Origin of the sequence: Natronorubrum daqingense (assembly GCF_001971705.1) — an archaeon.
Lineage (GTDB): Archaea > Halobacteriota > Halobacteria > Halobacteriales > Natrialbaceae > Natronorubrum > Natronorubrum daqingense.
Window position 1 is genome coordinate 560,314 of record NZ_CP019327.1, and the last position, 20,710, is coordinate 581,023.

Here is a 20,710-nt window from a genome sequence, read left to right on the forward strand (position 1 = left end):
GGCGCGGCCTTACTGGTGCAAGGGCTTTTCTGCCATCTCCTTGCGAAGGTCGGCCAGTGCCGCACGGGAAATTTCACCCTCGAACGTCTGCAAGAGCGCGTACACTTCCGCTCGAGAGACTTTCACGTCACCGTCGCGGATGACGTCCTCCGGACGTTCGCGAAGCTCTCGCATCGTGCCGACGGCGAGGAGGTACGGAATCGCCCACGCCGAGAGGCGATTGCCGTGGGTTTCGGGGACGACCTCGAGGTAGCGATGGGCGTCGTCGAGGTACGTCTCCGCGCGGCCGGTGACGCGTTTGATGACGTTCGTGACGCCGCGTTGATTCGAGTCGTCGGTGACCTGCTCGATGTCGATATCCTCTTCCTCGAGCCACTCTGCGGGGAGATAGACGTTGTTTTCCTCGTGATAATCAGACTCGACGTCCTTCGCGATGTTGACCAGCTGTAAGAGTAACGCGAACGACCGCGCGTTCGCTCGCATCTCAGCGGCTCGCTCCTGTGACGCGCCACGGGCGACCAACCCCGTGATGAGCGTGCCGACGGTTCCGGCGGCGTACCAGCAGTACTCCTCGAGTTCCTCGAGCGTCTGTAGGCGAAGCCCGCCTTCCTCGGCGTAGCGACTCGTGAACATCGCCATCCCGTCGACGAGTTCTCGAACGGGTTCGCGCATGATCTCGCGTGGCTCTTCCTCGAGCGATTCGAACGTTCGAAGAATGCGCGGCGTCTCGGCGACGACGTCCCAGTCGTCGGTTCGCTCGTCCGGAATCCACGGCTCGACGTCCGACATGAAATCGGCGACCGTCTGGTCGGCCGTCGGATCGAGTAACTGATCGTACGTCGTCAGCAGTTCGGTCTGCGCTTCCGGCGGAATGTGACCCGCGTCCTCGATCGTGTCCGCGACGCGACAGAGGAGGTAGCCGAGACAGATGTGTTTCGCCATCGGCTCCTCGAGCCGATCGATCGTGATCGAAAAGGTCCGCGAAACGTCGTGGACGGCGTCGTAACACCACTCCAGATCGGCGTCAGTCGGCGGTTCGTGCTGGCCCGTGGTCATCTACTCTCTGTTTCTTTGTGCTGACCCCGGAAAAACACCGCGGTCTCGGCGGACTGTTCCGTTCGATACGAGGAGCACCCGTCTCACTCGAGTCGAACGGCGGACGTGGTATCGATTTCGACCGACCGGGCAACCACCCCGGAAATTGCCATTGGTTCCCCAGCGTATTCCAACACTGGATCTATTCCTGCGGAAAGAAGAGGGGAAACATGGCACAGACTGTACTCGTCGCTGGCGCACACGGACAGGTCGGACAACACGTTACCGAACGCCTCGGAGCGAGCGATCACGAGGCCAGAGCGATGGTCCGAGACGAAGACCAGACCGAGGAGATGGACGCGATCGGTGCGGACGAGACGGTCGTCGCCGATCTCACAGAGTCGGTCGCACACGCCGTCGAGGGCTGTGATTCGATCATCTTCGCGGCGGGTTCCGGCGGGAACGACGTCTACGGCGTCGACCGCGACGGCGCAATCGCGCTAATCGACGCCGCCGAAAACGCGGGAGCCGATCGATTCGTCATGCTCAGTTCGATGGGCGTCGACGAGCCCGAGGACGCACCCGAGGCCCTCCAGGACTACCTGATCGCCAAAGCGGAAGCCGACGAGTCCCTCCGCGAGAGCGCCCTCGAGTGGACGATCGTCCGGCCCGGCGAGTTGACGAACGAGGACGGAGACGGACGGATTCGCGTCGGCAACTTCGACCTCGGGGACGGCGATATCCCGCGCGAAGACGTCGCCCAGACGCTGATCGCCGTCCTCGAGCGAGACGGACTCGTCGGCGAGACGTTCGAACTGTTGGGCGGCGAGCAGTCGATCGACGAGGCCCTCGAGTCGCTGAGTCGATGAGGGAACCGATACGAAATCGACGACGCGGGTAAAATCAAACCGACGGAGAGTGGCGATATCAAACCGACCGACAGCGGCGATATCAAACCGACCGACAGCGATACTACTAACAATGGACGCCGCGATTGCTCGAGCATGGACTTCGCACTCTCGGCCGAGCAACGCCAGATTCGGGAGATGGTCTCCGAGTTCGTGGACGAAGAGGTCGTTCCCGTCGCGGACGAGATCGATCACGAGGACGAGTTCCCGGCCGACCTCGTCGGCGAGATGGCCGACCTCGGGCTCATGGGCATGCCCTTCCCCGAGGAGTACGGCGGCGCCGGGTTAGACTATCACTCCTACGCGATCGGCCTCGAGGAAATTTCTCGAGGGTCGGGCGGACTCGGGACGGTCGTCGCAGCCCATACCTCGCTTGCGGGCAACATGCTCTACGAGTTCGGCGACGAGTCCCAAAAAGAGGAGTTTCTGACGCCCGTCGCGGCGGGCGAGGACGTCGGGGCGTTCGCGCTCTCGGAAGCCGGTGCGGGCAGCGACGTGCCGGCGATGGAGACCACTGCCGAGAAAGATGGAGACGAATACGTGATCAACGGCGGAAAGCTCTGGATTTCCAACGGCTCGGTCGCCGACACCGTCACGCTGTTCGCGAAGACTGATCCGGACGCGGGCAACAAGGGAATCTCGTCGTTCGTCGTTCGTCCCGAAGAGGACGACGGCTTCATCGTCGAAGGGACGGAGGACAAACTCGGCGACAAGGGCTGTCCGACGGCCGAACTTCGCTTCGACGACCTCCGAATTCCGGAATCGCGCCTGCTCGGCGAGGAGGGCGACGGCTTCGTCCACGCGCTTAAGACGCTCAACGGCGGGCGGATCACCATCGCGGCCCGCGGGGTCGGTATCGCCCGCGCCGCCTTCGAGGCGGCTCGAGACTACGCGGGAGAACGCGAGCAGTTCGGCCAGCCGATCGGCGAGTTCCAGTCGATCAAACACAAGCTGGCGGACATGGACACCAAGATTCAGGCTGCAAAGCTGCTCATGCACAAGGCCGCGGACAAGAAGATCCGCGGCGAGGACTACATCAAAGACGCCTCGCAGGCCAAACTCTACGCCTCCGAGGTGAGCCGCGAGGTCGCGAACGAGGGTATCCAGATCCACGGCGGTTACGGCTACACGAAGGACTTCGCCGCCCAGCGATTCTACCGCGACGCCAAACTCAACGAGATCTACGAGGGCACCAGCGAAGTGCTCCGGAACACGATCGGCGATCAGTTGCTCGAGGACGCCTGAAACCCGCTCTTTCGACTCGATTTTCGACGGTCACTCGCGCCACCACAGGGCGAACACCGTAATCCCGATCCCGCTGAGCACGCTCAGCGTCACCGCGACGACCAGCCCGAGCATGAGGTCGATCTGTACGAGGACGAGAATAAGCGCGAGGAATCCCAGATGAGCGACGCCGATAACGACGCCGAATAAGAACCACTTGCGCTCGACTGTCGGCTCGTCGAACGCCGAATCCGGATCGAGTTGGGAGTCGGTCATCGCCACTCAGTCGCGAATACGGGCTCGAGCGGGATAGCTCCCTCGAGACGAGTGACAATTCTGACAGTTACCTCGACTCTCAGGAGTTCTCTTCTCCGTTCTCGAGACACGTCTGAATCCACTCGGCGTGCTCGCGGAGTCGTTTGTCCCCGCCGTCGGTGAGCGCGTACACGTCGTGAATCCCCTCGGTTCGCTCTTCGACGAATCCCGCGTCCACGAGCGCCGACAGGGACCCGTAGAACGACTTCGGCTCGAGGTGGTCGTCGTAACGGGACTCGAGGCGTGATTTCAACTGCTGGCCGCGCAGTTCGCCGTCCGAAGCGCCGGCGAGGAGTACACAGATGTCGCGCCGGCGGCCACTCTGGAGCCACTTGCTCATAGGCGCTCGTCCGTCCCTCGCGCGCACGAACGTTTCGGTTTTTCCCGAGAGCGACGGTCAACTCGGGACCGTACGGAGTGCAAGCACGCTCTCGACGAGGGTCGCCCAGAGGACGCCACCGATACTCGCGAGGGTGAGCACGACTGTGGCACCGATCTCGAGGAGCACCGTCCCCGACTCGGGATCGAACTCGTGTCGGAAGAGGAGCCAGCGACTGCCCGGGTCGCCGATTACGACGGTACCTGTGCCGACGGCGAGCGAGAGGAACACCGTTCCGGCGAGTGCTGTCGCCACCACGACGAGCGTACCGATTGCACCAGTGACGGCTCGCACGGCGAATCGATGTCGAGACCGGCGACGAACGTCGCCGTCGTCGCTCGAGGCGTAGATGCCGAATCCCTGCGCGCCACCGGGAGGTGGGGCGACTCGGACGGAAGCGGGGTACTGGAGGAGCACACCGGCCATCCAGAGATCGCCGATCGAGCCGGCGGCGTTCGCGGCCAGCGGTACGATCAGTAGCGGCGAGGGGTGGACGAGCATCGCCATTACACCGATCGTCGTAATCCCCACGAACGGTGCGAAAAGGGTGATGAGCAACTGGTTTCGCGTAAAGCTCTCGCCGACCGTTTCCGCGTAAGCATATGGTAACACGAAGTGGGAGACGCCGACGCCGTAGGACGGCGACGCGCCGTAGCGGGCCATAAATACGCCGTGGAGCAACTCGTGGGGAACGACGACGAGGGCCACCAGCACGAGAGTAATGGCGAGCCAGACGAGCGCATCAGGTGGCGTGAACGCGTGAAAAACGATCGGCTCGAGCGTCGCTCCCCGAATGGTCGCCCGAACGTGAGCGAACCCGTAGGCGAACGCGAAGAAGCCGACGACGGCGACGACGACCCACTGTATCGCGAGTGCCCGCGTCTGGCGGAACGTCGCGACTGCCTCGAACGTGGAGGGGTCCCCTCGGCTCACGAGCACATCCTCTCAACAGACGAAAAAATCTGTATCGGTTCCTCGTCGCACGCTCGCTGCACTCGCGGAAACCGATACCTTCCCGGTGGTTGATCCGCGAGTGTCGAGTATGACCGACGATCGGACGGCTACCGCAAACGGTATCGAAGCGACCTACGACGAAACGGAGACGGAACGTCTCCTCGAGTTTCGCGCGGTTAGCACCGACGGCTCCGAGACCACCCCCGGAGCGAGCGCGGTGATCGCCCAAAACGTCGAGGGCTACGCCATGCTGAAGGTTCGGCCGACGGCCGACGGTGACGAACTCGAGCGCTACTACGGGTTCGATATGGCGCTCGATCACGCTGGGGAACTACTTGGCGTGTCACCGCACGATCTTCCGATTCCTGAAGCCGGCGACGACATGGGAATGTGAGCGTTCGCCACGGGCGTTCGCGCACCCACGTCGTTCTGTCACCCGTCATTCCCGCTAAATGGGGATAAAACGGGACTCCTAAATATGCCGAGTCGAAGGTAACAGACAAGGATAGCCGTGGCAACTGAATCTTCGTCGTTTCCCCGTCCGATCGACACACGACAACGGTTTTCTGCACTGCTCGCAGCGACGGCGCTCGGTGTCTACCTCCTGTTGATCATCGGCGCGACGACCTCACTGACGAACGCCGCGTCGGCGTGTTCGACCTGGCCGACCTGTCACGCACCCGCGGATCCGCTGAATCAGACGGAACTCGCCATCGCGTGGGGCCACCGACTCGCCGCCGTCGTCGTCGGCGCGCTCGTCGCCGCGACGGCCGTCGCCGCCGTCTTCGGCGACGTCTCGAGGCGCGTCCGCTGGACCCTCGTCGTCGCTGCGGCCCTCTACATCGTGCAAGTGGGCGTCGGCGCGCTCACGGCGACGGTCGGCCCCGCAGCGATCGTCCCCGGACTGCATCTCACGCTCGGTCTCGTGATCTTTACCGCAATCGTCCTCGCGCTCGCCTGGGACCTCGAGCTCGCAACGGGCGAAGCAGACGACACGATCGAGACACCCGAGCCACTCGAGCAAGCCGTCGCCTCGGGCGAGGCGTCCGCACCCGACGTTCGCCCGCTTCCCGACGGTCGCCTCGCTCGCGCTCGGCTCACCGCCTTCGCGTACTTCAAAATGATGAAGCCGCGGTTGATGTGGCTGCTCTGTCTCGTCGCCGCGGCCGGAATGGCACTGGCCGCTGGACCGAATCTGACCATTTCGCTCATCGTCGCGACGCTCGGTGGCGGCGTCCTCGCGATCGGTGCGAGTGGGACGTTCAACCACGTCCTCGAGCGCGACGTCGACCAGCGGATGTCCCGGACGGCCGACCGACCGCTGGCGACCGAACTGATCCCCGTCCGAAACGCGATGGCCTTCGGCCTGCTCCTGACGGCCGCCTCGCTCGGCGTCTTCCTGACGATCAACCCGCTCGCGGCCGCACTCGGCCTCGCCGCGATTATCTTCTACAGCGTCGTCTACACGCTCGTGCTCAAGCCAAACACCGTCCAGAACACGGTCATCGGCGGCGCTGCGGGTGCGCTGCCGGCGCTCATCGGCTGGGCGGCGGTGACCAACGAGATCGGCTGGCCGGCGCTCGCACTCGCCGGCGTGATCTTCCTCTGGACGCCCGCTCACTTCTACAACCTCGCGTTAGCGTACAAGGACGACTACGCTCGCGGCGGGTTCCCGATGATGCCCGTCGTCCGCGGCGAGACCGAGACTCGAAAGCACATCGTCTACTACATCGGTGCGACGCTCGTCAGCACGATTGCACTCGCGTGGATCACCGACCTCGGCGTCATCTACGCCGCGACGGTCGCCGTCTTCGGCGGTATCTTCCTCTGGGCGGCTATCCGACTCCACTTCGAGCAGACGGAAGCCGCCGCGTTCCGTTCGTTCCACGCCTCGAACGCCTTCCTCGGTGCCGTGCTCGTGGCCGTCCTCGTCGACGCGCTCGTCATCTGACCGGCGACCCGACGCAGACCGATATTCCTAACAGACGCCCATCCATAATGATAGTCAAATGAATCGTCGAACGTTTCTTGCGACGGCCGCCGGAACCACGCTGGCCATCGGGCTCGCTGGTTGTAGCTCCCAGACGACTGATATCGACGGCGTCGACCCCGACCGTCAGCTCTCGGCGCCGGCCCTCGGCAACGGCGAGGTCACCGTGGAGGTGTACGCCGACTTTACGTGCCCGGCCTGTCACAGATTCCAGTCGGGCGTGTTCCCCACCATCGAAGAAGAACTGATCGAAACGGACGAGATCACCTACCAGCACGCTGATTTCCCAATTCCAGTCGAGGACGAAGCCGTGCCGATGGCGAACGCCGCTCGTGCCATCCAAGCGGAAACCAAATCCGACGACGACCCGGCTGGCGAGTTCTTCGCCTACAAGGAGGAACTGTTCGCGACCGACGACTGGGGCAACGACAACCTCGAGTCGACCGCGGAGGACGTCGGCGTCGACCCCGACGTCGTCGCGGACGCCCTCGAGGACGAAACCTACCTCCAGACGCTCGCGGCGGACAAGGAACAAGGCGAGGACGCAGGTGTCGAAGGGACGCCAGCAGTGATCGTCGACGGCCAACTCCTCGACGAACCCGACGCCGAGACCATTATTGCAGCGGTCGAAGACGCCTCCTGAATCGACGTTCGGAGGACGAGCGTTCGGATACCGGCGAAACTCCTTCTCGACGGAGCGGAGACGGTCACTCGCTGGACGCTCGAGCCGCGTCGATCCGTTCGAACTGCTCGCCGCTGAGATCGAGGTCGACGGCGCCGACGTTCTCCTCGAGTTGCCCGGGCGTGCGAGCGCCGACGATCGGTACGCAGGTGAATCGATCCTGCTCCATCAACCACCGCAAGGAGACCTGCGCCGGCGAGGCGTTCGCTTCGTCGGCGACGGATTCGACGGCCTCGAGGACGTCCCACGCTCTGTCGGTCGCGTACCGATCCTCGAACAGGTCGTCGAAGCTGCCTCGAGAGCCGTCCGGCGCTTCGACTGAGCCGTCGTCGGCACGCTCGTACTTGCCCGTCAGAAAGCCGCCAGCGAGCGGCGAGTACGGACAGACGGCGAGGTCCCGATCCGCACAGACGTCGAGGTAGTCGCCGACGGCGTCGTAGTGGGCGGCGTTGACCATCGGCTGGGTGACGTCGAAGCGCTCGAGTCCCTCGACGTCGCTGGTCCACAGCGCCTTCGTGAGTTGCCAGGCGGCCATCGTCGACGCGCCGAGGTGGTTGACTTTACCCTCGCGGACGAGGTCGTTCAGCACGGACATGGTCTCCTCGATGGGCGTCTCGTCGTCCCAACGGTGGATGTAGTACAGGTCGAGGTAGTCGGTTCCCAGACGCTCGAGCGTGCCCTCGATCTGGGCGCGAACGTGCTTGCGTCCGAGTCCGGAATCGTTCGGGCCGGGCTCGCCCCAGCCGTCGAACTCGAAGTAGACCTTGGAGGCGATGACGAGGTCCTCGCGGTCGACGTCACGGTCCGCGAGCCACTCGCCGATCCACTCCTCGCTGGTGCCGTCGGGGGTGCCGTAGACGTTCGCCGTATCGATGAAGTTGATCCCGTGGTCCAGACAGGCGTCGAGCAGGTCGTGGGCTTCCTCGCGCGTCGTCTCGTTCTCGAGGTCGCCAGTCTCCCGGCCGAATCGCCAGGTGCCATAGCAAACCTTCGAAACGGTCGTTCCCGTGTTCCCGAGCGTGGTGTACTCCATGGGCGTCGTTCGTCCGCGAGCGCCAAAATGGGTGGGGAAGCGGCGACTCGAGTCAGGGCTTACTCGAAGCCGTCGTTACGCGAACGACGGCAGGACGTCCTCCTCGTAGAACTCGATCGCCGCGTCCTGCTCGGGGCCGATCTGGTGGAAGTAGACGTGATCGTAGCCGACGTCGATGGCTTGCTCGAGGCTGTCGATGTGATCTTGGGGATCGGGGCTGGTGGTCGTGCCTGCCTCGGCGATGTCTTCTTTCTCGACCATCTCGGCGGCCTGCTTGAAGTGTGCGGGCGTGGGTAGTTCCTGACCGAGTTCACCCGGAATCGAGCCGTTCGGCCAGTACTTGTAGACCGTCTCGATCGCGTCTTCCTCGGTCTCGGCGTAACAGCCGTGGAGTTGCGTGTATTTCGGCCCCTCCCCACCAGCGTCCTCGTAGGCCTCGACCGGACCCTCTTTCGGCCCCGAACACCAAAGGCCGTCGGCGTTCTCGGCCGTCCACTCGGCCGTCTGCGGCCCGAACGCGCTCGCAATCGTCGTGGGTTGCTCGTCGGGACACGTGTAGAGTCGGGCGTTCTCGACCGTGAAGTGCTCGCCGCGATGGCTGATCGTTTCGCCGGTCCAGAGCTTCCGCATGACGTTCATCGACTCCTCGAGCATCTCGAGGCGAACGTCGTGTTCGGGCCAGCGCTCGCCCGTGACGTGCTCGTTCAGGTTCTCGCCGGTGCCGACGCCGAACGTGAAGCGGTCGCCAAGCATTTCGTCGACGGTGGCGACGGCGTGTGCGACGTTGAGCGGGTGAATGCGGATCGTCGGGCAGGTCACGCCGACGCCAACCTCGATCTCGTCCGTCGCGTTCGCAATCGCACCCAACGTCGACCAGACGAACGGCGATTCACCCTGCGCGGAGACCCAGGGGTGAAAGTGATCCGAAATCGAGAGAAAGTCGAAGCCCGCTTCCTCGGCACGTTCGGCGATGTCGACGAGCTCGGTCGGCCCGTGCTCTTCGCTCGAGAGCGTATAGCCAATTTGGGTCATTGTGCCCGTCCTACCACGAATTCTCGGGTAATAGTTGAGCCTGCGTGGGCAAGAACGGCAGAGTCGAGGGCGCTCGAGACGGGAAACGCTCGACCGACAGCCGACGGAATCGAACACCTTACCCGGGATGCGTGGCTACCTCGGCGCATGGACGCCGAAGCCGTGGTCGACGCGACGGACCTCGAGAAGACCTACGACGAGACGGTGGCGCTCTCGGGAGCGTCGCTCTCCGTCGGGGGCGGCGAGGTCTTCGCGCTCATCGGCCCGAACGGTGCGGGAAAGACGACGCTCGTTCGCGCGTTGACGGGGACGACGACGCCCGACTCGGGATCGGCTCGAGTGCTCGGCGAGACCCCCTCGGCTATCGACCGAGACCGACTGGGGGTGCTCCCACAGGACTTCTCGCCGCCGGATCGCCTCAGTGCCCGCGAACTGCTTTCGTACTACGCCGGACTCTACGACGACCCTCGAGACCCCGACTCCGTGCTCGCCGACGTCGGTCTCGCAGACGCTGGTGACACCTGGTACGAGGATCTCTCCGGCGGCCAGCAACGACGCGTCTGCGTCGGCTCGACGCTGGTCAACGATCCGGACGTGCTCTTTCTGGACGAGCCGACGACGGGGATCGATCCTGCCGGCCGACGGACGGTCTGGCGCTTGATCGAAGACCTCGCAGCAGGTGGGACGACCGTCGTGCTCACCACCCACGACATGGCTGAAGCCGAGCGCCTGGCCGACCGCGTCGGCTTACTCGCCAACGGATCCGTCGTCGCCCGCGGAACGCCGACCGACCTCGTGGCCGAACACGGCGGCTCGAGTCGCCTCACGATCGAAACGACGGCCGAACTGGACGCGTTCGCCGACCTCGCGTTCCCCGTCGACCGACCGGAGCAGGGGCGCGTTCGCGCTCGGCGGTCGAACGACGCGGTCGTAGTCCAGGAAATCGAGCCGGCCGAGATCGGGGCGGTCGTCGACTTCCTCGAGGGACACGACCTCGAGTACACCGGGCTCTCGTGGGCGGAACCCGACCTCGAGGACGTCTATCTCACGCTGGCCGACGAGACGGAACTCGAGCGAACGAATCACGGGACGGAATTCGGAGACGATTCGACGGACGACGGCGTCGCCCAAACGGGTGAGACAGCGTGAGCCGGCTTACTCGCGTTCGTGCGGAAGCCAGCGCCGGCTGGCGGTCGTTCGTCCGCAGACGGACGGCCGTCTTCTTCACGTTTTTCTTCCCCGTCATCCTGATCGTCATCTTCGGTGCGCTCGTTCGAACGGATCCCACCGGCGAGGGACTGTTCACCGAACCGCCGGCCTACTACGTCCCGGGCTACCTCGCCGTCGTCGTCCTCTTTACGCCACTGTCGAGGATGGGCAGCGAAGTCGCTCGCCACCGTGAGGGCAATCGCTTCGAAAAGCTCGCGACGACGCCGGTCACTCGCGGGGAGTGGCTCCTTGCACAGACGCTCGTCAACGCCGTTATCATCGGCCTCGCGAGTATCCTCATCCTTATCCTCGTGGTCGCCCTGACGGGCGCTGAAATTGCGTTCTCGCCGCTGCTCGTGCCCTACATTCTGATCGGCGTCGTCTGTTTCTGTGGCGTCGGCGCGATGCTCGGCAGCTACACCGACTCCCAAGATGGAGCCGTCGCCGCGAGTAACGCCATCGGACTCCCGTTGCTCTTTCTCTCGGAGACGTTCGTCTCCCTCGAGCAACTCCCCGGTTGGTTCGCCCCCTTCGTCGACATTTCGCCGCTGACGTACTTCGCTCGCGGCGTCCGTGCAGCGACCGATCCTGCGGCTGAAACAGTTACCGTGGCCGGCCTCGAGCCTGCAGTCGGGAATCTCCTCATCCTCTCGGTTCTGGCAGTGCTCGCCTTCTGGCTCGGTGCACGTTCGATTCCACAGACGGATTGATCTCCTCGAGAGGGACGAGCGGCATGATCGAAACCGGTCGACGCCGCCATCTCCTCGCACCGAAAAGTAACACTATTGTGCGGTCATCTCCTATCCCGGAAGTGACGCCCGCTCGACGGCCGACGTCGGTTTCGGCTGTCGGCTCTGTCCGGGCATTGCAGTCCCGTGGTGTAGTGGCCAATCATATGGGCCTTTGGAGCCTATGACGGCGGTTCGAATCCGCCCGGGACTATTTTCGCGCGAACAACTTCGTGAGCGCGGAATACGTCCAGCGGATTCGAATCAGGGAACGAAGCGAAGCGGAGTGACCGTGGTTCGAATCCGCCCGGGACTATCCTACGACAAACGGATGTGAAGAGTGAACCGTCTCGAGCGGGAATGACATCGATTCTCGCATCTCGGAGCGCTGTACAACCGCTGAGTCGGTATTTCCAACTGACAACTGGAGAAGTGCTAACACTGATACACTTCATGACAACCCGGTCCTATTCACCTACCCAGATGATCACTTGGTCATCACCTCTGCCGCGGCGTTCAATCTCACCGATCCGCTCTAGCATAAGAAGACTCGCATTATGGCTGCCACCCGTCTCCGGCGCAAAGCCTTGCCGCTTCGCCCACCGGTCGAACTTTGGCCGAGCGATCTGGTCCTCGTTACGGATTAGACGACGATACTTCGCTGGCTGAGAATTGGTGTTTTCCACTAATCGTTGATAGTGGGCATTGTCGGTTGGGGTCTTGAGGCCATCGTCGTCGGGAATCGGAGGCATATTTGACCGATTGGTTTGTTTGAGACTCTGCGTGAGTTCTACAGCACTACAATCTTGTACTTCAGCGTCCGCCTCACGAATCTCTACAACACTTGTCTTGAATGAGGACACGTTTAGCTCAACCCCATTTGAGTGGATCGAGGCTATTAACTCGTCAAGGGGTACTGTTCCCTCCACATTGAGATGAAGTTCGTATTCACTAAATTTGTCCCGGTTAACTGTTAACTCAGACGCTTCGAGACCCCCGAACGTCTCCTCAATGAAGACGGCCGCTCCTTCTCTGAACTCAATGTAATCTGCCATAACTCCGTTCACACATCTAGACTAGAGGTAAATAAAATCAACTTAAGATACTCTAAGATACTTTGAGCTCATAGATCTCCTAACTAGGCTTCAAACAGGTCTCATATTTCTTTCACGGTATATTATTCGGGAAGTAGTTCTGCGAAGTGAATACTGGAGTTTCTATTAGGTCCAGATGATGTCCAGCAAGCCGTACTGCATAGATAGGGCGGATTTTACAGTAAAATCCCTTGTTCCTACTACTCGGGCCCGCTAGCGATTACGATATACTCCTCGGTCATCGTGTCCCCCGCACGATTGCTGTGAGGTAAGGTTTTGGCCTTGATCGAGCGAGGCAAGACCGCCCGAGTTGTGTAATCGGCAGTTTCACACAGTTCGCGGGCGATTTCGTGAGTCGGAATCCAGATGTCGCTCATTCGACGATTGGCTACGATCCAGGCCACCGGCTGGCCTGGTTTGATGATTTTTCCGACTTCCTCAATGACTGCATTGAAATCAATGAAGAACTCGAGTGCGTCTTTCGACCGACCTCCAACTGACTTTAGATCCTCAATGACAGAGTGTAGCGATTCCGAGTTAGCCTGAAGATCAGAAAGCGTGCGTTCGACGTTGATACCGCCGAGGCCGCGTTTATCGACGTCGACCATGCGTTCGTAAGATTCACCGAACGCGAGTGTCGAGAGGTTCGTAGAAAATTCACCGTAGGCGACCGTTGTTTGATGATCGCCGTACGGTGGAGACGTAATAATGATGTCCGCGCAGTTCTCCTCCAACCCTAGCACCGGGTTCTCTAGGGAGTTCCGTGAATCGGCCTGTTCGACCCGAGCATCTGTCGATGGATCTGCTACATTTAGGAAGGCCCGCATCCGTTGTCGATTATCTCGTAGAACAGTCGTGAGCTCATTGAAGACATTCGGATCGTGGGCCGCACGGTCGGCCGGCGCTAGTCTGTAGCGTTTGAATTCACCTTGTCGTTGGTAGCTTACTTTTCGTGCACACTTCGCCAGCCCAATACGCAAGAACCGGATGATGTCTGTCGAGAATTGGTCGGCCAGGGCATCCAACCGCTCACGGACAACGAACAGCTGTGTTAACTGGGGTTCGGGAAACCAGTCAGTGCTGACCTGTTCGGCTTCGGCCGCAAGATCCGGGGAGAGCACGTCTTCGCCACAGTCGACGGCCGACCCGGCGTGCCTGAAGCGAGCTTGGAGGTCCCCCAGGAGTTCCTCTATGGCGGCATCTAACTTGTCCAGATCGAGGGGTGTCGACTTAGCCCGACTCAGTTCAACTGCGAACGGATTAATGTCATTGGTGATAGTATTGATTCCCCGCAGCCGTGCTTCAGTTACGGTCGTACCGCTCCCAGAAAATGGGTCGTACACTGTGTCTCCGCTCGAAATCTCTCCAGCGGACTTAAAGTGAGAGAACAACCCTGCTGGGAGCTGTGGGGGCATTCGGGCGGGGTATTTATGGATCCCATGGGTCAGGTACTGTGTATCGGCGTTCGCGAACGTCCAGTCATAATCCTCTAAGGAGTGTGATTGTTGACCGACCGCATTCAGGGTGAGTTGGTTCGAATGCTGTCTCATAAGAGTATCCAAAAGCTCCGATGTTGGTCTAGTCCGCAGGGATGGTTGATGAGTTCACCGATCTGTGGGCTATAGTGAGACTGGTGGCGTGTCTGTCTGACACACAAGAAGATTCAATAGCAAAGAATTTACCAGGAGGCCTAGTGAGTGAAAGCAGAGCCCAATGGCGAGCCATTCGGAAAATCATTCTACTACCGATCCCGGTAATCGCGACCTCGCGGAGATCAACTTCGAATTCGCGAACTGCGATACCTCGTATCTAACGCATGGCTTGCATAGCTATCCAGCCCGGATGCCACCACAGATTCCGAAGTTCTTTTTTGGTCACTATCTCGGAACGGACGATATCCAACCAGGTGACACCGTTTGGGATCCGTTCGGGGGTAGCGGGACCACCGCCTTGGAGGCCCAACTCTTGAATCTGCGAGCGACAGTCAGTGACATCAACCCGCTTGCGTGTATGATCACACGAGCAAAGACAACCCAAATCGATATTGAGTGTTATCGCGAGGCTTGGCGGGTCTTTGCCCACGGCCGACTTCCGGAATTCTCGGACCCCATCACCGAAGCTTTCCAGCAGATCGACGAGTCATACGCCCGCGGGGACGATATGGCGGCGCTGCGCCCCGAGGTAAGCGAGCGATTCGAGTGGTTCCCCAAACCACAACTCTACCACCTCCGTCATCTCCGCGAGCGTATTGATGCGGTCGAAATCCACTATGAAGAGGCTATCGCTCGGTTCTTCCGCATCGCTCTGTCCATTACTGCGCGCGAAGTCAGCTTCCAGCGAACAGGCGAGTACAAGCGCTATCGCATCCCCGAAGAGGCGCGTGCAGAGCATAACCCAGACGTGTTTCGGATCTTTACGCGGGAACTTCGGAGTAACCTCCAACGAATGGATCAGTACGTGAATGCAATTTCAGATCCCAAGCCAGTAGTAGTCTCCCATGGGGACTCGCGGACGGCGACTCACATCCCAACTAACTCAGCAGACATCGTCCTTACATCACCGCCATATGGTGACCATGATACTACCGTAGCGTATGGCCAATACTCCCTTGATCCGGCCGTCATTTCGATGAAAGTTTCACGTGCCATGATGAAGGAAGTAGACAAGATGGGCTTGGGCGGACGCAACAACCCGAGTGACGGGCTTAGGTCACTGGCGACGCGATCCGAGATGCTTGGTGATGTTCTGCACGTACTTCGGTCCCAAGATGGACGGAGCGAAGACACTCTCTCCTTTTTCAACGATTACTTCGACGTGATAAAGCAGGTCAAGCGCGTGCTTCGTGGCGGGCAACCGGCCGTGTTCGTCGTGGCGAACCGCACCGTCTCAGACGTACAGATCCCCTTGGACCAGATTACGATGGAGTTGCTGGAGAGCCTTGGCTTTGAACCCCAAATGATTCTGTCTCGCTCGCTGCCATATAAGACGCTCCCGTACGCAAACTCCCCACAGAACGTGGCAGGTCAAACAGGTTCGATGATGTCCGACGAGAACATTGTGATCGCCCGGAGTCCAAACTAAGCGGAGACCTTTGGGTCAATCTTCACACTATTCGAGGATCGCTTTTTGGATGTGATGGACTAACTCGAAGAGGCGGCGTTCTGCACGTACGATACGATCTGCCAGGCGGACCACAACAGGGCCTGTGAGGATTGTTTGTTCCTCTCGAACATCACCTGCACCAATTCCAACAAGAATCTCAGTCGATCACTCCTGTTTGGCGGGGAGTTCGACGGGAGACCGATCGATGGGTACCTGTAGGATCGGGGGCGCCTCGAACCGATCAAGATTTGTCGCGTATTTCGGTGACCCGACCGCGTTCGAAGGCAGGATGTACACAGTTGGGTGACTGATGGCGGCAATCCACGCAGATTGGTCCGCTATCGGATTGGGAATACTGGCTCGCATTAGCCTTCCTGAAATTTCCAGGGAGTTCCACAAGGAGGTTATCGATAGTTCCGAACGGCTTGGTCCTATAGTCTATGCTCGATAACTGACATCTCCCCGGAAAATCCACAGTCTGTCCCATCAAATACTCGATCACTCTTAGAGCTCAGTCTGCATTGCTCGCCGGATCGCCAATAATACTTCCTCAAGATGGTCTGGATCGGACGAATCGTCAACATGGATTGAGAGGACACAATTGACTTCGCCCTCCGAATCAATCGTGAGTTCTGTCTTCACATCACCCAAGCTGAATGACTCGCCAGTGATAGTGGTCTGGATCCCATCATTCGTTGTCCCTGAATCAGTAGGTTCGTCAATATCAACCGAGCCCAAGTTAGCCTGATCCTCTTCGTAGCTGACGTTCAATCTATCTTGTACGCTAGTATCGCCAGATTCTGACCCAGACCCCGAATCGTCTGGAGAGTCGCTTGCAATCCAAACCGTCCCCGGAAGGCGATCGCGGAACTCTTCATCAAATTTGAAGTGACTGATGGTGTTCCTAGATGCAAAGACGTACTCGCCCATTCCTGCAGCCTCCAACGTCGCAAAGAACGTCCCGACACGTTCTTTCAGAGTTTTCGTGCTCAACTCAAGTCCGTATTCATCTTTTAATAACGAGAGTACCGTCTGGCGCTCTAAGGGGCCTTCGAAGAGCACTCCCTTGTCGTCCAACGAGCGGAGGATCTGGCAGTACGGCTCGTGGTTCGCCAATCCAGTTGCAAACACGTCCGCTCGCTTACGGCCGGCCTTGGTGATTAACTCCGTTCCCAAGTCAGTCGTAACAACACCTTTGTCGGTCGCTGAGAGGAAACCTAACCACTCGCCGAGCCTGATTGTATCATAGACTGCGTCGTTGTTTTCCACGAGATCATCAACTAGCTGGGATTTGCTCCTAGGCTGGTCAGTGACGAGTTGGCAAATCTCCTCAAGTCGGTCCACGGAAGCTTCGCGGGGGAGGGCAGCAGTATTCGCGATAGTAGGTGTCAATTTCCTCGTCGAGTATGTCAGCCCGAATATAATATATCTACCGGTACTTCATCGTAGTAGTGGTACTTCTTAGACTGCCATCACTGTTTACATGTGACTATCGTGAGAGGGTGACTGCCCATAATAAAGACTTAGGTGTATGTATTGGGGTACGAACAGTATGGCAAAAGCGGAACAACAGAGCCTCCAACAGATCTTCCATGAAGCTCGACTCAATGTTCCCCGATATCAGCGGAGTTACGCCTGGACAGAGACCGAGGTTGCGGACCTGCTTGAGGATATCAACTATGTTATCCAGCGGGACACCGCTGTCGGTGATTCTCGTGATGTCGTCCACTACTTCGGGACAGTTGTTCTGGATGACGTACGCGAGATTGACAGCCCAACACCTAATGACTGGACGCTGTACAACGTCGTGGACGGGCAACAACGCCTGACAACGACGAGTTTGCTTGTAGGGTGTCTCTGCGAGGAACTGCAGAACCTGAATGGTATCGTAGATGTAGACACGTCCAGACGCAACTCCCCTGACGAGCTCTATCAACAGTACCGGGATCTATATATCAAATATCGGAATAAACAGAACGGTCGGCGGTTCAAACCAGCCCGATTGACCAAGCAAGCCTACAGCCAGCTCGTAGTCGCTGAGAAGCCCCCCGTAGTAATCCTCGACAAAGATGAGGCCCTGCTGCCTGCACGCCGACTCGCGGAAGCCAAGCAAGTCATTCAAGGCTGGTTAGAAGACAAACGCGAAGCCCATCTCGAAGCATCACTTGAGGACGCAGAACAAGAGAACCTCCGTGCGTATTTCGACCACCTCTATGACGTGCTCTCGGCGATCGACAATATTTTCGAGGTAACCAAGTACGAAGTCGACGACGCCGCGGAAGCAGGGCGTCTCTTCGAGGTTGTTAACGATCGCGGCAAGGATCTAACGATTGCTGAGAAAATCAAAAGTCACCTGTTGTATTGTGCCGGCGAAGTCGAACAGTTGGATTCGGAAAACGTTGCTCGAGACTTCAATGACGCTGTCGAGACGATCACGCTTGGGGGTGGCGACGAAGAGCTTGTCGACCAGTTCGTCAAGCGTCATTGGGAGATGTTCACCGGCGAGACGAAGCGCCGGCGCCCGCATTCAGACATCTCAGACATCCATCGTCGAATCAAGCAGATCGATCGCTATGCCTCTTTAGATCGACCGGAATCGGATCTCACTGACTGGATCAATAGATATGTCGAATCGCTTCGAGAGGCCGCGGAGGCGTTCAATGCGATTTATGATCCCGACCGGCTTGGCGATCAGTACGATGGCATCGACGCAGCGACGCTGAACATGCTCACGGCCGTGGATACCTGTGGGGCGGCCTCTACGTTCCGACCTCTGCTTATGGCGGCGTATCTCAAGACGGACGTCGAGAGCGACGAATTCGCTGACTTGGTGCGGGCCTGTGAAGTATTCGCCGTTCGATCCTTCGAGATTATGAACCGAAGTACGATGTTGCTTCGGCGACAGCTCAAACGCGAATCGCACCGACTGTTCATCGCCGACTGGACTGAGACAGACATCAGGGACCTATTCGATGCAGTCACGATAGATGACCGTTATAGTGGTGTCGATGATGCCGTCACCTCAATCATCCATAAAATTGATACCGAGACTGGCAACCGCGCTCCTGAATCGGATATCATCGATTGCTTAACCCGGCAAGATGTCATCAGCGGTGAATTCAATCGGGGTTGGGGGGGCTTCGGAAACGGGAAAAACACCGTGCTGTACCTCCTATATGAGTACGAACGCTCACTGCGCAGCCAGATGGGTACGACCGGACTCCATACCCTGGTCGGCTTCGGGACGTTCGTTGCCGAAGCTGAAATCGAACATATTGCGCCGCAGAACCCTGACGTCACAGAGGCACGTCTGGAGAACCACAACGAAAACCGTCACCGCTTGGCGAACCTCGCATTCCTTTGGCCCCAAGACAACAAGACCGTCGGCAATGACGTATACGAAAGAAAATATAATAAGATCTACAAGGACTCGAAGATCGCTCTTCTAGAGCGCCTCTCTGACCCCACCGATGGATGGGACCTAGATGCCCTGGAACAGCGGGAAGAAGAGTTGGTAGAGTTCGTGCTGGAGCGCTGGTCAGGACACAAGCGTGCACGTGTGCTGCTTACAGAGGAACCAACCACCGACCAGAAGGCCTTGCTGCGAGAGGAGATCCAGACACACTACAGCGGTATGGAACACGGCAACACGCTTCCGACGATCGTCTTCGAGACCAGTGCAGACAACTCCGTTCAGGACAACTCTTACAAACGCTACAAGCCCTGCAGTAATTGTGGCGGGCTAAAAATGGAACTCAACGGGGATGACTTTCATTGTGCCTGCGGCACAAACATTCGGGTACCGAACTACCAAGTATCGAAATAATCCGGGCAACCGGCGCCTAACAATCGATTAGTACTGCTATATTATCGCCATATTGGACCTGAACTTTCGCTAGCTTCAACGGATATGGTCGGTTACTTGCTACGGTCCGACTCATAGAATGGACCTATGGCTGTCCGGATTAAAACCTCCGGGTTAGTAGTCCCGGGCGGATTCGAGCCCAACGGACTAGAGGACTCGAGTCTGCGCGGTTCGAATCCCCTCGAGACTACTTCTGTCGCACACAAAACCACGAGCGACGACTGTCTTCGAATCCATCTACGACTGCGACCCCCAGTCCGTGAGCGATAGCGACAGCAAGCACGGATACCTCGAGGGAGACGGAAGTCACACGATACAATGGGTAAGGCCGGAGTGGTCCGAACTCGAGCCACGCCCGCCACAGGCGTCCTCGAGCATCGACTTACTCGTACAGTAGGCTAAGAAGGTACACGATTACCACAGCGCCGATCAGGTACGGAACGACCCCAGCGTACAGCAGTGTCCGATCCTGTGGATCCAGATAGGCACCGAACGTCAGGTAGAAAAAGCCCATCGTGACGAAACAGATCATCGCACCGATGGTAAACTGCAGGACGAGGACCAGTTTGAGTAGATGGTGTTCGAGGATTCCAGCCCGAAATCGCAACTGCAGGCCTTCGTGATCCGTGTTCATGCGGAGACAACTCGTTCAGGCACTCTTAAACGTTCTTGCCAGTTGACGTACATTCCCCGCTCGAGAGTACGGTCGGCTATCGAACGACGAACGTGCGTTCGTCTTCCAGCGCATCGACGCTGGACCGAAGTGAACTCGAGCGAACGAATTCGATACCTGTTCGGGGAGAACTCGACTGTGCTGAGCCACCGCGAAACAGTCCCGATTGGTGAAATCGGTCGCCCGTGACGGGTCGAACGATCGAGCGAGACGGCGGTGACCCCCTCGAGCGGCCGGACGAAGTTGCACGCAGAAAATGCGCCTCGAGTCCCAGCGCTAGCTATTGTGTCTCAGGGACCAAATTTTGTTGGTACTACGCTTTTTTATATGTAGGATAGAGTGTCAGACCAGCACTGAAGATCAGAAAGCTAACTCGACCCGATGGATGTTGTTTCACCCATAGAGAGTTCGAGAAGTATTATTTACAAATGATTTTTCAAAATCTTCCGGTTTTATTCCAAGAACAGAAGGTTTACGTATGGATACG

19 protein-coding genes and 1 tRNA gene are annotated in these 20,710 nt (G+C 59.2%); 10 read left to right on the forward strand and 10 right to left on the reverse strand.

From position 1 onward, the window contains the following. Nucleotides 1-9 precede the first annotated feature (9 nt). Nucleotides 10-1,056 carry a phytoene/squalene synthase family protein gene (locus BB347_RS02735; protein WP_076578633.1) on the reverse strand — a complete coding sequence of 349 codons (1,047 nt, stop codon included), beginning with the start codon at nucleotides 1,054-1,056 and terminating at the stop codon, nucleotides 10-12. A gap of 209 nt (nucleotides 1,057-1,265) precedes the next feature. Here BB347_RS02735 and BB347_RS02740 point away from each other — a divergent pair, with 209 nt between their 5' ends. After that, nucleotides 1,266-1,904 carry an SDR family oxidoreductase gene (locus BB347_RS02740; RefSeq protein ID WP_076578631.1) on the forward strand — a complete coding sequence of 213 codons (639 nt, stop codon included), beginning with the start codon at nucleotides 1,266-1,268 and terminating at the stop codon, nucleotides 1,902-1,904. A 135-nt stretch (nucleotides 1,905-2,039) separates the two neighbouring features. Continuing rightward, on the forward strand, nucleotides 2,040-3,188 hold the full coding sequence (locus BB347_RS02745; RefSeq protein ID WP_076578629.1) for an acyl-CoA dehydrogenase: 1,149 nt from the start codon (nucleotides 2,040-2,042) through the stop codon (nucleotides 3,186-3,188). 30 nt (nucleotides 3,189-3,218) lie between these two features. Here the strand turns inward: BB347_RS02745 and BB347_RS02750 are convergent, their stop codons facing one another. From BB347_RS02750 to BB347_RS02760, 3 genes are all read right to left on the reverse strand, one after another. Then, nucleotides 3,219-3,443: a hypothetical protein gene (locus tag BB347_RS02750; RefSeq protein WP_076578627.1), complete on the reverse strand. Its 225-nt coding sequence runs from the start codon at nucleotides 3,441-3,443 to the stop codon at nucleotides 3,219-3,221. Between the two features lie 79 nt (nucleotides 3,444-3,522). Continuing rightward, nucleotides 3,523-3,822 carry a PadR family transcriptional regulator gene (locus tag BB347_RS02755; protein WP_076578625.1) on the reverse strand — a complete coding sequence of 100 codons (300 nt, stop codon included), beginning with the start codon at nucleotides 3,820-3,822 and terminating at the stop codon, nucleotides 3,523-3,525. 57 nt (nucleotides 3,823-3,879) lie between these two features. Further along, on the reverse strand, nucleotides 3,880-4,794 hold the full coding sequence (locus tag BB347_RS02760) for a DUF3267 domain-containing protein (protein ID WP_076580145.1): 915 nt from the start codon (nucleotides 4,792-4,794) through the stop codon (nucleotides 3,880-3,882). 109 nt (nucleotides 4,795-4,903) lie between these two features. On the opposite strand from BB347_RS02760, the gene BB347_RS02765 reads away from it, so the two are divergent. The 3 genes from BB347_RS02765 (at nucleotide 4,904) to BB347_RS02775 (ending at nucleotide 7,448) form a co-directional block, all read left to right on the forward strand. Further along, nucleotides 4,904-5,209, forward strand: coding sequence for a DUF7111 family protein (locus BB347_RS02765; RefSeq protein WP_076578623.1), 306 nt, complete (start codon nucleotides 4,904-4,906; stop codon nucleotides 5,207-5,209). Nucleotides 5,210-5,326: 117 nt separating this feature from the next. Next, nucleotides 5,327-6,766, forward strand: a complete 1,440-nt coding sequence (locus BB347_RS02770; protein WP_076578621.1) for a heme o synthase — start codon at nucleotides 5,327-5,329, stop codon at nucleotides 6,764-6,766. Nucleotides 6,767-6,824: 58 nt separating this feature from the next. Beyond that, nucleotides 6,825-7,448 (forward strand): thioredoxin domain-containing protein, encoded by a 624-nt coding sequence (locus BB347_RS02775; protein ID WP_076578619.1) that lies wholly within the window; start codon nucleotides 6,825-6,827, stop codon nucleotides 7,446-7,448. A gap of 64 nt (nucleotides 7,449-7,512) precedes the next feature. Here the strand turns inward: BB347_RS02775 and BB347_RS02780 are convergent, their stop codons facing one another. Then, nucleotides 7,513-8,520, reverse strand: a complete 1,008-nt coding sequence (locus tag BB347_RS02780) for an aldo/keto reductase (RefSeq protein ID WP_076578617.1) — start codon at nucleotides 8,518-8,520, stop codon at nucleotides 7,513-7,515. A gap of 75 nt (nucleotides 8,521-8,595) precedes the next feature. Then, nucleotides 8,596-9,552: a TIGR03557 family F420-dependent LLM class oxidoreductase gene (locus tag BB347_RS02785; RefSeq protein ID WP_076578615.1), complete on the reverse strand. Its 957-nt coding sequence runs from the start codon at nucleotides 9,550-9,552 to the stop codon at nucleotides 8,596-8,598. Nucleotides 9,553-9,699: 147 nt separating this feature from the next. Between BB347_RS02785 and BB347_RS02790 the strand changes: the two genes are divergently transcribed. The 3 genes from BB347_RS02790 to BB347_RS02800 all read left to right on the forward strand — a co-directional run bounded on the left by BB347_RS02790 (nucleotide 9,700) and on the right by BB347_RS02800 (nucleotide 11,703). Next, nucleotides 9,700-10,701: an ABC transporter ATP-binding protein gene (locus tag BB347_RS02790; RefSeq protein ID WP_076578613.1), complete on the forward strand. Its 1,002-nt coding sequence runs from the start codon at nucleotides 9,700-9,702 to the stop codon at nucleotides 10,699-10,701. Next, nucleotides 10,698-11,471, forward strand: a complete 774-nt coding sequence (locus tag BB347_RS02795; RefSeq protein WP_076578611.1) for an ABC transporter permease — start codon at nucleotides 10,698-10,700, stop codon at nucleotides 11,469-11,471. The genes BB347_RS02790 and BB347_RS02795 overlap by 4 nt, the downstream gene beginning before the upstream one ends. A gap of 159 nt (nucleotides 11,472-11,630) precedes the next feature. Continuing rightward, nucleotides 11,631-11,703: transfer RNA gene (locus tag BB347_RS02800), tRNA-Gln, on the forward strand. 253 nt (nucleotides 11,704-11,956) lie between these two features. On the opposite strand, the gene BB347_RS02805 is transcribed toward BB347_RS02800, so the two are convergent. Together BB347_RS02805 and BB347_RS02810 are read right to left on the reverse strand one after the other, a co-directional pair. Further along, nucleotides 11,957-12,544 (reverse strand): hypothetical protein, encoded by a 588-nt coding sequence (locus BB347_RS02805; protein WP_076578609.1) that lies wholly within the window; start codon nucleotides 12,542-12,544, stop codon nucleotides 11,957-11,959. Nucleotides 12,545-12,783: 239 nt separating this feature from the next. Next, nucleotides 12,784-14,133 (reverse strand): DNA methyltransferase, encoded by a 1,350-nt coding sequence (locus tag BB347_RS02810; RefSeq protein WP_076578607.1) that lies wholly within the window; start codon nucleotides 14,131-14,133, stop codon nucleotides 12,784-12,786. Nucleotides 14,134-14,296: 163 nt separating this feature from the next. On the opposite strand from BB347_RS02810, the gene BB347_RS02815 reads away from it, so the two are divergent. Next, complete coding sequence (locus BB347_RS02815) at nucleotides 14,297-15,664, forward strand: DNA methyltransferase (protein WP_076578605.1); 1,368 nt, start codon at nucleotides 14,297-14,299, stop codon at nucleotides 15,662-15,664. 525 nt (nucleotides 15,665-16,189) lie between these two features. On the opposite strand, the gene BB347_RS02820 is transcribed toward BB347_RS02815, so the two are convergent. After that, a complete protein-coding gene (locus BB347_RS02820) occupies nucleotides 16,190-17,029 on the reverse strand; it encodes an AAA-associated domain-containing protein (protein ID WP_076578603.1) in 840 nt (279 codons plus the stop codon). A gap of 208 nt (nucleotides 17,030-17,237) precedes the next feature. Here BB347_RS02820 and BB347_RS02825 point away from each other — a divergent pair, with 208 nt between their 5' ends. Further along, nucleotides 17,238-19,511 (forward strand): DUF262 domain-containing protein, encoded by a 2,274-nt coding sequence (locus tag BB347_RS02825; protein WP_077202625.1) that lies wholly within the window; start codon nucleotides 17,238-17,240, stop codon nucleotides 19,509-19,511. Nucleotides 19,512-19,932: 421 nt separating this feature from the next. Here the strand turns inward: BB347_RS02825 and BB347_RS02830 are convergent, their stop codons facing one another. After that, complete coding sequence (locus BB347_RS02830; RefSeq protein WP_076578599.1) at nucleotides 19,933-20,184, reverse strand: hypothetical protein; 252 nt, start codon at nucleotides 20,182-20,184, stop codon at nucleotides 19,933-19,935. Nucleotides 20,185-20,710: the final 526 nt, after the last annotated feature.